The organism is Bacteroidales bacterium, from assembly GCA_031275285.1.
In the GTDB taxonomy this organism is placed as follows: Bacteria; Bacteroidota; Bacteroidia; order Bacteroidales; family UBA4181; genus JAIRLS01.
The window spans coordinates 23,184-36,078 of sequence record JAISOY010000013.1 but is presented as its reverse complement, the minus strand read 5'-3'; the positions used below and the strand labels follow the sequence as shown (position 1 = coordinate 36,078).

11 protein-coding genes are annotated in these 12,895 nt (G+C 40.4%); 4 read left to right on the top strand and 7 right to left on the bottom strand.

The features are described from left to right. Nucleotides 1-260 precede the first annotated feature (260 nt). Nucleotides 261-1,487, bottom strand: coding sequence for a cofactor-independent phosphoglycerate mutase (locus tag LBQ60_01520; protein ID MDR2036582.1), 1,227 nt, complete (start codon nucleotides 1,485-1,487; stop codon nucleotides 261-263). 335 nt (nucleotides 1,488-1,822) lie between these two features. Between LBQ60_01520 and gap the strand changes: the two genes are divergently transcribed. From gap to LBQ60_01500, 4 genes are all read left to right on the top strand, one after another. Further along, the gene (gene gap, locus LBQ60_01515) at nucleotides 1,823-2,824 is read left to right on the top strand and encodes a type I glyceraldehyde-3-phosphate dehydrogenase (GenBank protein MDR2036581.1); all 1,002 of its coding nucleotides are present in this window, start codon (nucleotides 1,823-1,825) and stop codon (nucleotides 2,822-2,824) included. A 125-nt stretch (nucleotides 2,825-2,949) separates the two neighbouring features. Then, nucleotides 2,950-3,846: an SMP-30/gluconolactonase/LRE family protein gene (locus LBQ60_01510; protein ID MDR2036580.1), complete on the top strand. Its 897-nt coding sequence runs from the start codon at nucleotides 2,950-2,952 to the stop codon at nucleotides 3,844-3,846. 10 nt (nucleotides 3,847-3,856) lie between these two features. Then, nucleotides 3,857-4,546 carry a sigma-70 family RNA polymerase sigma factor gene (locus tag LBQ60_01505; GenBank protein MDR2036579.1) on the top strand — a complete coding sequence of 230 codons (690 nt, stop codon included), beginning with the start codon at nucleotides 3,857-3,859 and terminating at the stop codon, nucleotides 4,544-4,546. Nucleotides 4,547-4,604: 58 nt separating this feature from the next. After that, nucleotides 4,605-5,126, top strand: a complete 522-nt coding sequence (locus LBQ60_01500) for a DinB family protein (GenBank protein ID MDR2036578.1) — start codon at nucleotides 4,605-4,607, stop codon at nucleotides 5,124-5,126. Nucleotides 5,127-5,231: 105 nt separating this feature from the next. On the opposite strand, the gene LBQ60_01495 is transcribed toward LBQ60_01500, so the two are convergent. The 6 genes from LBQ60_01495 to LBQ60_01470 form a co-directional block, all read right to left on the bottom strand. Continuing rightward, nucleotides 5,232-6,506, bottom strand: a complete 1,275-nt coding sequence (locus LBQ60_01495; GenBank protein ID MDR2036577.1) for a 6-bladed beta-propeller — start codon at nucleotides 6,504-6,506, stop codon at nucleotides 5,232-5,234. 372 nt (nucleotides 6,507-6,878) lie between these two features. Continuing rightward, nucleotides 6,879-8,288, bottom strand: a complete 1,410-nt coding sequence (locus LBQ60_01490) for an aspartate kinase (GenBank protein ID MDR2036576.1) — start codon at nucleotides 8,286-8,288, stop codon at nucleotides 6,879-6,881. Nucleotides 8,289-8,361: 73 nt separating this feature from the next. Continuing rightward, the gene (gene rplI, locus LBQ60_01485; GenBank protein MDR2036575.1) at nucleotides 8,362-8,808 is read right to left on the bottom strand and encodes a 50S ribosomal protein L9; all 447 of its coding nucleotides are present in this window, start codon (nucleotides 8,806-8,808) and stop codon (nucleotides 8,362-8,364) included. 16 nt (nucleotides 8,809-8,824) lie between these two features. Further along, a complete protein-coding gene (gene rpsR / locus LBQ60_01480; GenBank protein ID MDR2036574.1) occupies nucleotides 8,825-9,094 on the bottom strand; it encodes a 30S ribosomal protein S18 in 270 nt (89 codons plus the stop codon). A 3-nt stretch (nucleotides 9,095-9,097) separates the two neighbouring features. Beyond that, nucleotides 9,098-9,460 (bottom strand): 30S ribosomal protein S6, encoded by a 363-nt coding sequence (gene rpsF / locus LBQ60_01475; GenBank protein MDR2036573.1) that lies wholly within the window; start codon nucleotides 9,458-9,460, stop codon nucleotides 9,098-9,100. 184 nt (nucleotides 9,461-9,644) lie between these two features. Further along, nucleotides 9,645-12,833 (bottom strand): UvrD-helicase domain-containing protein, encoded by a 3,189-nt coding sequence (locus LBQ60_01470; protein MDR2036572.1) that lies wholly within the window; start codon nucleotides 12,831-12,833, stop codon nucleotides 9,645-9,647. Between the last annotated feature and the right edge of the window lie 62 nt (nucleotides 12,834-12,895).

Genomic DNA, 12,895 nt, shown 5'->3' with positions numbered 1-12,895 from the left:
TTCCATGCAAAAATATATTTTTTTATATGGAACAAAACTGATTTTCATCAGTTGAGCACAAAAGTGTACTTAATCTGCTCCGGATATTCCGGTTAGAATTATCTTCTTTGTGAATAGCTACCTTCAAATGTATACTAAAATATGCCTTTCGTTTAATAGTAACAATTATCTGAACGTTCATTTATTGGCAAAAGATGATCCGGGTCATGAACGATATGATATGTAAAGTATCCGGAATAAGCCGGTACTATCATTCTCCATTAAAATACGTCTTCATCCTTGAGGAACCGATCCATTAACCTGAAACCTTCCCTAATGTATAGCCCGGTTGCCGCCCCGTTCTTTTCCGTATATGCAGAAATTTCACTCCGGCGTTCTACGGTACTCCGATAAATAGCATAGGGGACAGGATCGGACGTATGTGTCCTCAACCTTAAAGGAGTAGGATGATCCGGTAAGATCATGATGGAATACTCTTCCCCGGAAGCATCCAAAGCTTCTTTAATGGGTAAGACCATTTGTTGATCAATGATCTCAATCGATTTTACCTTATTTTCAACTTCATAACGGTGGCCACTCTCATCCGGGGCCTCTATATGGAGGTAAACAAAATCCTTTCCTTTATTCAGTAATTGATCGATAGCAGCCTGTGTCTTGCCTTCAAAATTAGTATGGATATTACCTGTGGCGCCTGGTACTTCTATTGGTTCGAGGCCGGCACATAATCCAATACCCAATACCAGGTCAACGGCTGAAATCACACTCCCTTTCAATCCGTATTTCTTTTCAAAGTTGGGTAATGACGGCCTTCTCCCCTCCCCCCATAACCAGATAGAAGTGGCCGGACGTAATCCGGCTTCCCTGCGGCGAATGTTCACCGGATGATCCCGGAATATTTCCACGCTCTTCTCCATCATCTGTAATATTACTGCACTTTCAGTGCCTTTCGGAAGATAATCGTCAATCTTTCGTTCTAGAATATCGTGCGGAGGAGTCAAAATATTTCCGGTTTTCCCGTTTTTCCACACCAATAAATGACGGTAGCTACGACCAGGGTAAAAATGAAAAATTTCCGATCCTAATTTATCCTGAAGTGATCCGATCAGCTCGGCAGCTTCTTCTGAGGTAATTTCATCACTGCTGTAATCGATCATTGTTTTTGAAGCATATGGAACATCATCACTCAAAGTGACCAGGTTACAGCGTAAAGTCACATCCGTATCGGAAAGCTGTATCCCCATGCTAACCGCTTCCAGGGGAGAACGTCCGGTATAGAATTTATTCGGATCGTATCCCATTACCGATAAATTTGCGGCATCACTTCCCGGAGGAATACCATCCGGAACTGTTTTTACCATGCCCAGCTCTCCATGTTCCGTCAGGTAATCAATGGCTGGTTTATTGGCTACTTCCAGCGGTGTCTTCCCGGATAATTCATCAACCGGCTCATCGGCCATTCCATCACCAAGTACTACAATATATTTCATTTTATTATTTAGCTTTCAGTTTAGATCCCCTGGTTCATTTCATCATTCGGCCCTCTGCTTTTAAAGATACCGGAAAATACTGAGACCAACACAGCAGACTTGTCGCAAAAACGGACGCAAATATAACGCTTTCTTGAGAATACCTGACCGAAAAATTTTGTAAGTGAAATAATGTATTCCGTCCATATACTTCCATCCGGAAATCAACGGAGTATAAATGTACTTTTCAATCGGCAATACCCATCATTTGGTACAATATTTGTTGCATAGCGAGCGAGAAATGTATATTTTTGCATTCAAAATATAATCATATTAATAAACAATCAGATAGCATTATGACAAAGATTAAAGTAGGTATAAACGGTTTTGGCCGCATCGGACGTTTGGTTTTCCGTGCTGCTATGGGAAGGGATGAATTCCAAATTGTCGGCATCAACGACTTGATTGATGTAAACTATATGGCATACATGCTTCGTTATGATACTGTTCATGGTCAATTTAAAGGTACCATCGATGTAAAAGACGGCAAATTAGTAGTGAACGGACAAGCTATCCGCGTTACTGCTGAAAAAAGTCCTGCTTCCCTGAAATGGAACGAAGTAGGTGCTGATTATGTTGTTGAATCAACAGGCCTGTTCCTGACTAAAGAAACTGCTCAGGGTCATATCGACGCAGGTGCAAAACGCGTAGTTATGTCTGCTCCTTCAAAAGATGATACCCCTATGTTCGTAATGGGTGTTAACCATAAAGAATATAAAGGTCAAGCTTTTGTATCCAATGCATCTTGTACGACTAACTGTCTGGCTCCTTTGGCTAAAGTGATTCATGACAATTTCGGTATTGTAGAAGGCCTGATGACTACCGTTCATGCTACCACCAATACCCAAAAAACTGTTGATGCTCCTTCTGCAAAAGACTGGAGAGGCGGACGTGCTGCTGCCGGCAACATTATCCCTTCATCTACAGGTGCTGCAAAAGCTGTTGGTAAAGTAATTCCTTCCCTGAATGGTAAATTAACAGGTATGGCTTTCCGCGTTCCTACTCTGGACGTTTCTGTTGTTGACCTCACTTGCCGTATCGAAAAAGCAGCTTCATATGATGAAATCAAGGCCGCTTTGAAGAAAGCTTCTGAAGCCGAATTAAAAGGTATCCTCGGATATACTGAAGACGAAGTAGTTTCAAGCGATTTTATCGGTGATGCCCGCACTTCAATTTTCGACGCTAAAGCAGGAATTTCCCTGAATAACAATTTCGTGAAACTGGTTTCATGGTATGACAATGAATGGGGTTATTCCAACAAAGTATTGGATTTGATCGCTCACATGGCTACTGTTTAATAAGCAGATAGAACAATCATAGATTTAGGGTGTCCCGATGGGCACCCTATTTTTTTGTCCCTATAAGTGATCATTATTGACGGAATAGTTATATTTGATGCCAATAATAATCATATGATCAAATCATGGAAAAAATAATCATTTCAGGCCTTTTCTTCTTTGCTGTTCTTTTTACGGCAAACGGGCAAAAAAAGCAACAGATCATCGCTCCGGAAGCAAAAGTAGAAAAATTGGCAGAAGGGTTTAGTTTTACAGAAGGACCGGCTGTAGATAAAAAAGGAAATGTCTATTTCACAGATCAACCTAATAATCGCATCCTTAAATGGACAACAGACGGTGAACTAATTGTATTCCATGAAAACACCGGTCGTGCTAACGGAATGTATTTTGATAAAAACGGACATTTATTATCATGTTCCGATATGGACAATGAGATCTGGAGTTTTGATATGGACGGAAAACATGCTGTTTTGCTCACCAATTATGAAGGGAAGAAATTAAATGGCCCGAACGACTTATGGGTACACCCGAAAGGAGGAGTATATTTTACAGATCCCTTATATAAACGGAATTACTGGACCCGCGATCCGAAAATGCAACAAGATGGCGAACATGTTTACTTTCTTTCCGCAGACCTGAAAACCGTAACAAGGGTAGCCGACGACCTGAAAAAGCCGAACGGGATCATCGGGACACCGGACGGCAAAAGGCTATATGTAGCTGATATAGGTGACAGTAAAACGTATATGTATGATATTCTTTCCGACGGATCATTGACTAATAAGCAGTTGTTTGCTCCCATGGGATCGGATGGAATGACCATCGATCAAAAAGGAAATATCTACCTTACCGGAAAAGGAGTTACTGTCTTTAATGCTAAGGGAGAAAAAATAGAACATATTCCCGTAGATGCCAACTGGACCGCTAATGTATGTTTTGGCGGAAAAGACATGAAAACTTTATTCATTACAGCTTCACAATATTTGTACGGGCTACGTATGAATGTAAAAGGAGTCAGGTAAATAACCACTGTTGGTAGAAATTAATAAAGAGCAGATCATTGATCGGTTCGGGGAAATGGTCTCCGCCATTTCGCGGCGAATGATACAAAATAAAGAACTGGCCAAAGAAGCGGCCCAGGAAGTATGGTATGAGGTATTGAAAAATATCCATTCTTTCAAAGGCCATTCGGAATTATCTACCTGGATCTATACCATAGCCAGTCGTACCATCCTCAGGTATGCAAAAAATGAAAAAATATCCACCATTTTCGAATTGGAAAAATTCAGGGAACTGCCTGAAATAACGTATGACGGAACAGAGGAGGAAGAGGAACATAAAGCATGGATCAGGAGGTGCTGTGACTGGTGCCTGACTGCTCAGAATCATTGCCTGGACAATCATGCACGACTGATTTTTATTTTTAAGATCAACATTGATCTGTCTTATTGGCAAATCAGTGAAATCATGGAAATGAAAGAAGTCAATATCCGGAAAATACTGTCGCGTTCAGTGCAAAAGATCTCTCATTTCATGAATGATACCTGTCCTTTATACAATCCTTCCGGAACGTGTAAATGCAGGATCCGGAAACATGTCCGGTCTGTGGATCTGGATAAAGAATATGCCGCTACCTTAAAGATCATCCGATTTATTGACGTATACCGAAGAGCCGATAAGGAACTGCCAAAAAGAAATTACTGGGAAAAAATATTATCCTGAATGGTCACAAAAAATAGGTTTTACTCACTCATAATTAGATAACCAATTAAAAAGAAAAATGAGTAAAATTGAATTTTTAAAAGATCAGATCATTGAATCGAGGAATTTTACAGACCGTTTGATTACAGAGATCCCTGAAGACTTGTGGTACACTATGCCTCAAGGTATGAACGCTAATTTTGCCTGGCAAATAGGTCATTTATTAATATCACAAAATTTCCATGCCATTACGGTCATCACAGGAAGAAATGAAAAGGTCAGTCAGATCATTCCTTTGACCGATTATGTTAAAATTTTTAATGGGATGGGTACATTACACCGGTCTGTAAAAAAAGACCTGATCGCTGTGTGTAAGCTGAAGGATCAATTCAAGGCCGTTCATGAGATCTGTATCCAAAACCTCTCCCTGCTAACCGACGATATCTTATATGAAGAATTGATGCCGATACCTTTTAAACACCCTGTTGCGCATACAAAATATGAAGCACTGTCCTGGAGTTTTAAACACGAAATGTGGCATTGTGCAGAGATGGAAGCGATCAAATGGAGTTTAGGATATCCGACAATATGGATGAAGTAGATGAAATTGCATTTCTGTTGTAACTTATCCGTAGAAATACAAATAAAATTCATAAGTAAATGTTCAAAATTATATCATCTACATCGCTGCATGAAAACGTTAATTCTATTTCAATTTAGCAACAACAATTACCCCGTTGTCTTCGTCTTTCATTTTTTTCAACAGTTCCCTGAGTTGTTGATGTGCCTGCCGGTCTTTAGTCTTTTGGGTGGCAAAATACTCTTCGGTAAGCATTTCTTTCATATCTTCCGCTTTCCAGAAATCGATCAGGACGCCATTCCCGGCATAGTATTGCGGGATAAACGACAAGCCGCCATTTATATCATTGATCAATCCTTTTTGTTGATATGGATCCGTGTCAAGGAATATATTGGCGTTCCGTTTGATATGGTAAATACCATACACTATGGCATCAGTTGATCTTTCCCGTCCTGATGACATGAGTATTGGCCTGGATTTTGGCCTGGACAATATTTCCGGAACATAAAGATGATAAAAAATATAATCAGGTGTTCCCACCATTCCACTAATGACGATGTTATTAGAAGATCCGGCAGGTATATCATGACTGAGTTTTTCTATAGGGATCGAGTATTTGCCGAAATCAAAAATGTAAGCCGGATGCAGTTCCGAATCCGTAAGGGTATATAAGGTATCATTTACGTAATCCTTTAAATATAAATGATCATCAACCCAGACTGGATTCAGTGCCGATGTATAAGACCAGCCCTTGCCGACCTTCTCATAAAAAAAGTAGCTTGGAAAACCTTTAACAATATTCCCGTCCTGATCGAATAAGCAGTATTTGTATTTATTTTTCCCGTTATAACTCACCTGACCGACAAATAAGTTATTCCCTGCATAAGAACAACGGAATAAATTTTCCCCATCCACCTTTGGTACCCGGAAAGACCGGATAAACGTCCCATCCAACTCATATTCTAAAATGTGGTTATTATCCTCAATATAGATAGCCGGTTTGTCCCGGTTCAAAAAAACATTGTCTATTGATCGATATTCACCCGGGCCATTTCCTGTTTTCCCGATCTGGTTCAGGAATTTTCCCGAACGATCGAAAACGTAGAGATCTCGTATTGGAGGAAAAACAGAAGATAAAGTAATTGAATGTATAAAAATCAGCTGGTCGTGAAGTAGAACGACAGGTTCGTCGCCTATTAAAGATTTTTTATTGGTTTCCAAAGTGATCAATTCCATCGACGAAAAAAAATCGGAACAGTATGCCTTTTGGTACTCACCTATTCCACTGGCGATATCAATAACGAGATATTCTCCTAACGGATCTCCAGTCGGTGATGATTTCTTTCCGGTGCATCCGGCCAAGCTAAGACATATACAAACCCCAAAAAACACTCTTCTCATAGATATAATTTTTTATGCTGTGTTACTCGTGAGATCGCTCAGCTAAGTTCGCTACAAAGGAATGCTGGCGCTAAGTTAATCTTAAAATTCAAGATTCCAAGTTTAAGGCAACTATGGCAGAAATGATGAATGATGAACTTTCTAACTTTGAACTATAATATCTGGCTTCTCAACTATCAACAGTATTTACCTGTAAATTCTTCATTAGGATATGCTGTATCGCAACCTACCTGTTGAACTTCCAGTAGTAGTACCCTCTCTCTCATGCAATCATATATTGATTGCTACAAGCAATTTATACTTATTTTTTACGAAAGTATCACCTCTTCACTCATAAAAATACGAAAGAATACCGTAACGTATTTTATATACTTATTTTACTTTACAGCTTTTTATATCAGGTCCCAGGCATAATGCCTCATTCAGAGCAATGATCGCTTCCCTGTACTGCTCCCTTCTGATCACAAACTGCATGTTTACCTGCCTGAGTGACTGGCTGAATGCTTCCACATTGATACAATGTTCGTGGAGTGCATTTGCCGCCCGGCCCAACATACCGGGTAAAGCAATATTGGTACCCATACAGCAAACCATGGCCACCGGTTTCACTACGACCTCATCATATTTCGTCCCCAGTTCTTCCACTAAAGCGTTCAATTTCGGGGTATCCCATACTACCATGGTGATACAGTTGGCATTGGTCGATTTCAGGATATAACTGATACCATGGCGGTAAAATATCTCCATGATGTGCATATCAAAACCCACTTCGCCGACCATCATCGGATCATAGATCTCGATTCCGGTTACTTTATCGGTTCCCGAAACGATTTCCACCCTGGATGTAGGACTGACATAGTCTTTCGAGAAAAGGGTTCCTTCATGTTCCGGCTCAAAAGTGTTTTTGATACGGATATTGATACCATTCATTTCCAACGGCTTTGCCGCTTTCGGATGGATGGCCTCCATGCCTATATCAGCCAGCTGGTCGGCTATGATAAAGCTGGTATGTCCCACCGGGACACATTTGTCTTCTCCTACAATGTTGGGATCAGCGCTTGAAAGATGGTATTCCTTATGGATGATGGCTTCGTTGGCTTTTACCTCAACGGCGATCTTACTGAAAGTGACTTCGGAATACCCCCGGTCAAAGGCCCGCATAATTCCCTCGGTTCCTTTGGTGTACCCGGTAGCGACACAAAGCGTCTTTGAAAAATCAATTCCTTCGAACGCTTTTTTGATCCGTCCGTCAATCGTCAGCGGATCGGAATCATAAAATCCGCACAAATCGATGAAGGTGGCATTGACTCCGTTGTTATTCAGGATATTTACCGTATTGAAAGCAGAATGGGCCTCACCGAGCGATGCCAGTATTTCCCTCGCCGCCAGATATATATCATCCTTATTGACATATCCGGATGCAACTACCTTTGCCATACTGTTCAGATAATGACGCGCATGGGCGATCCTTTTCTTGATGAACTGGTCTGCTTCAGATTGATTCAACCCTATATTCTCGAATTCCCGGTTGATTTCAATCAATTTTCTGCATAATTCATCCAACGCGGTTTCATACTCCTCGTTGTTATAAAATTTGGTATAAATGCCCGGTTGTCCTGATTTTTTGTGTTCCAACAACCAGTTGGTCACATTGTTGTATGCCGAAACCACAAAAATACGGTGATACAATTCGTCATTTTTTCTTTTCCCGATGATGACATTACGCAATACATCATGGAATTTCGACATCGAAGTGCCGCCTACTTTTTCAACAGTTAACATGGCTATTCGGATATTGCAAAAAAAGGCATCAAAAAAAAATTTTTTTGATGCCTTTTCTTATATAAAGTTTTGATTATTCGGAAACGACCTCAAAATCAATTTCTACAGCTACTTCTTTATGAAGCTTGACTTTAGCTTTGTAGGAACCGACTTCTTTCACCTGATCTTCTTTGATCAGAATGTTCTTGCGATCCACCTCAAATCCCTTCTCGTTCAAAGCCTCAGCAATTTGAATGGTGTTCACCGAACCGAATATCTTACCGGTAGAACTGGTCTTGGCTCCGATGGTCAGTTTCAAACCTTCCATTTTTGCGGCCATTTTTTCAGCTTCAGCTTTAATTTTAGCTTCCTTATGGGCTCTTTGCTTGATGTTCTCTGCCAACATCTTTTTGGCAGATGCGGTAGCAATAATTGCAAAGCCCTGCGGGATAAGATAATTACGTGCATATCCGTCTTTTACAACTACCACGTCATCTTTTGATCCCAGATTGTTTATGTCTTGTTTTAATATGATTTCCATTTCTTCAATCTCTTTTTTATTTCATCAAATCAGTAACATATGGTAGCAGTGCCAGATGGCGGGCACGCTTAACGGCTGTTGCCACTTTTCTTTGATATTTCAGGGAAGTACCGGTAATTCTGCGCGGTAAAATTTTTCCCTGTTCGTTCAGGAATCTTTTCAAGAATTCCGGATCTTTATAATCGATATATTTTATCCCTAACTTTTTAAAACGGCAATATTTTTTTCTTTGTACATCTACCGTTACCGGGGTCAGGTATCTTATTTCTGATGAATTTTGTGCCATGATCTATTCCTCCTTTGTTTTTTCTGCTGTTTGTTCTTTTTTCTTTTTTCTTCTCTTTTCACTGTATTCTACAGCGTGTTTGTCCATTGCAAAAGTAAGGAAACGAATGATACGTTCATCACGACGGTATTCGGTTTCCAGCTTCTGGATAAATTCTCCTTCAGCCTTAAAATCAATGAGGTAATAAAATCCTGTACTTTTTTTCTGAATCGGATAAGCCAATTTACGTAGGCCCCAGTCCTCTTCACTGACAATCTGGCCTCCTTCGCTCTCAATGAGGCTCCTGAATTTTTGGGCCGTTTCCTTCATCTGAGCGTCAGACAAAACGGGAGTTGCGATGAAAACGGTCTCGTAATGATTTAACATAAATAACTATTATTAAATAAATTAAGTGAAAAACTTACTTTTTTTGAAGCCACAAAAATAGGGCTATTTTTTGATACTCACAATACTTAAGTATAATTTTATACCCTTTAATGTAGAATTACATACCCATTTATGTATAAATTATACCCTTTAATGTAGAATTATATACCTATTTATGTATGATTTAATATTCTACCTTTTCCACCTTATTTAAGGTAACATACCATAAAAATCCTTCCACCGGAGCATAACCCATTTCTTCCAGATAACGAATATATCTTTTTATTTGTGTCCTGTAACCGGATGACTCTGTTTCCCCAAATTTGTAATCAATTACCTGGACATGGTTCCGATCAAAAACGACACGGTCGGGACGAGCCATGGTTCCATCTGGAAACAATATCTCCGCTTCAGTTTTTACCGACACGTCTTTGGAAAACCACCTTTTTACCACCGGATCCTGAAGCGCCTGATGTATCACACCAATAATATGTACCCTTTCCTGTTCAGGCAATTTTCCTTCAGTGATCATGGTATCCAGAATTTTCCTCATATCGTCAACAGTAATGATGTTACGGAAAATATCATGCAGTAAACGTCCCTTATCTATTTGAGCGTTCGTACCAATCAGATGGAAATAACTACTATTACGTGTTATATGCGGCACATACTCCCATTGATGGTCTGCTTTATCACGAAAATAAGTGGTTTGCTCGGGATAGCAGAATTCTTTCTGTATCCGTGGATTTTGTGCTCCCAGTTCAAACTCCAGCGTATCAGCATGCCAGTGTTCATTCAGAGAAATATAGTATTTATCGGATTTTTGATGGGAAACCGGCTGCATCCATGTACGATAGATTAGATCGCTGATATTCGAGAAACATTCTTTCTGTGGATGGGGCGTATATATATATAATGTTTTTCTGGCTCGTGTAAAAGCCACATACAACAGATTCAGATTATCAATATATGAAAACATCTTTTCCCTAAGGTAATCTTTGATAAAGATCGTATTCCGGAGTGAAGATTCGAATTTTAAAGGTAATAACTTCAAATCATTGAAAGGAGGCTCCTCAGGATGACACCATAATATCTTCCCATCTTTGGCTAAAGGCCACTCGCAGAAAGGAATAATAACAGCCTCAAATTCCAGCCCCTTGGATTTATGGATGGTAATCAACCGGATAGCATCCTGTCCATCAGGCATAGTAACGAATCGTTTGTGTTTGTTTTCTTCCCACCAGTCGAGGAAAGAATGCAGGTCGGATGTTTCTTTACGGGTATATTGTAGTAAAATATCCTGGAATGCCTGGATAAAAGGGGCCTGTATCTCATCAAGAAACAACCCGTTGTCCTGTACCAGCAGATCGACCAACTCATATATGGGCAAAATCCGCCATTGATGCAACATATCTTCGGGCGTTTCGGTCAGGTCCTTTACCTGAGAATTTCTGACATGCAGGTAACATTGGTATTCATGCTGCAGGAAAGCTTTATTGATACTGTCTTCGGGATTGATGATAAAACGAATTGCTGCTACCAGCCATTTAACAGATGATGCATTTTTGACCAACAAAGATTCATTGGATAAAACATCATACCGGTAGGTTGAATCAGGGTGGGTTTGCCTGTAATTCAACAAAGTATCCGCTATGATCTGCGCTTCTTCGTTTTTACGCACCAGAATTGCAATATCGGATAAACGATATCCTAAATCCTGTAACGACTCTATTTGTCCGGGAAGCTGGTTCAATACCTTTTCCCTCCAGCTTTCTTCATCCTCTTTTTCATTCGGGACAATAGACAGACGGACGTATCCTTGCTGGTCTACCGGAAGATTTTCCGGTAAATACTGGTATGAATCGCTATATGCTTTCAGCATATCCGTAAGCAATTCCTCCAGAAATGTATTATCAGGAATTTCTTTTTCCTCAAGTACAAAAGCTTGGCAGAGTTGTTGAACAACATCCCTGAAAAAAGCATTATTAAAATGAATGATTTCCGGAACACTCCGCCAGTTGGTATTTAGTGTCTCCTTTGATATTTTATGATATATCAAATCCTTTTCCACCTGCTCGGACAGGATTTTCCAGTCGGTGTTTCTCCAACGGTAAATGGATTGTTTCACATCACCCACGATCCAGCTGTCGTTTCCGGACGAAAGACTATTATCGATCAAAGGACGAAAGTTATCCCATTGGATCGCTGAAGTATCCTGAAATTCATCCATCATAAAATGTTGGTAGAAATTCCCCACCCGTTCATATATAAAAGGGGCATCAGCGTCGGCAATAATGGTCCTGAGGAATCCGGATGCTTCAGATAGCAGGAATAGATTCTGGTCGCGGGTATATTCTTTGACATAACGGATCAGATCTGATAAAATACCCAATACATTCAGTTGTTTCAACACGGCTTTTGCTGAGGCCAACTTTTGTGCATTATCTGCCTGAAAGGAGACAATCTTTTCCAGAATGTCTGATAATCCGTTATAGTATGCCTGTTCAATCTCATGTTTAAGTGGCGATGTTTTACTATACCATCCCGAAACATCATCAAGCGCTTTCCTTACATTTGTTTTGGCTTCCGGGTTCAATCCTTCGGACACCCTTTTAAGATATCCGGCCACCCCTTTTTCTTTCTGTGAAAAATCATCAACGGTCAATCCCTGTTCCGAAATCATCTTCATGGCATGTATGCCCATCGACTGTAAATGTTCCATATACTCATCCACCGTTTTTTCCAGTTTTTTCCGGAACGGCTCCAGCTGGTTCTTATCTGTAATATCATCCAGCAGACCCGTATTGATCCGCTTGACTTCTTCACTAAAGATCTCCTGCCCGAGTTTATGTATATCATTTTTGAAATTCCAGGACTTCCCTTCTTCTATTTTTTTCTTTGCCCATTCTACCAGCCAATCCTTCAGGAAATGGTTTTGATCCAGGCTATCCATCATCAGGTCGATGGATTCATCCAATACGGATGCCTGGTCCAACTCCACATTATAAGCGGCATAAAGCCCCATCTCCCGGGCAAAGGCCCTGATCACCTTCTGGAAAAAACTATCGATCGTCACTACAGAAAAATGCGCATAATCATGTAGTAAATGGGCCATCGCTTCCCGGGCGATACCGGGAACCTCATTTTCAGATAATCCCGTCTCTCCTGCCAGCATCCGTATATATGTACTGTCCTCTCCCCTACTCATCCGGTATAACTCCCGGACAATACGGGTCTTCATCTCCTCCGTAGCCTTATTGGTAAACGTAACGGCCAGGATATGGCGATGGTAATCCATACCACGGAGCAACAACTTGATATATTCTTTACTGACGGTATAGGTTTTCCCTGAACCTGCAGAAGCGCTATATATGGTGAGTTGGTTGATGATTGACGAAATTATGGTTATGTCGACAAAGGTAATGAAAAAGCCAT

Coding starts and splice junctions, on each gene's coding strand:
- LBQ60_01520 (MDR2036582.1), bottom strand. CDS start 1,487: ATGAAATATATTGTAGTACTTGGTGATGGAATGGCCGATGAGCCGGTT.
- gap (MDR2036581.1), top strand. CDS start 1,823: ATGACAAAGATTAAAGTAGGTATAAACGGTTTTGGCCGCATCGGACGT.
- LBQ60_01510 (MDR2036580.1), top strand. CDS start 2,950: ATGGAAAAAATAATCATTTCAGGCCTTTTCTTCTTTGCTGTTCTTTTT.
- LBQ60_01500 (MDR2036578.1), top strand. CDS start 4,605: ATGAGTAAAATTGAATTTTTAAAAGATCAGATCATTGAATCGAGGAAT.
- LBQ60_01495 (MDR2036577.1), bottom strand. CDS start 6,506: ATGAGAAGAGTGTTTTTTGGGGTTTGTATATGTCTTAGCTTGGCCGGA.
- LBQ60_01490 (MDR2036576.1), bottom strand. CDS start 8,288: ATGTTAACTGTTGAAAAAGTAGGCGGCACTTCGATGTCGAAATTCCAT.
- rplI (MDR2036575.1), bottom strand. CDS start 8,808: ATGGAAATCATATTAAAACAAGACATAAACAATCTGGGATCAAAAGAT.
- rpsR (MDR2036574.1), bottom strand. CDS start 9,094: ATGGCACAAAATTCATCAGAAATAAGATACCTGACCCCGGTAACGGTA.
- rpsF (MDR2036573.1), bottom strand. CDS start 9,460: ATGTTAAATCATTACGAGACCGTTTTCATCGCAACTCCCGTTTTGTCT.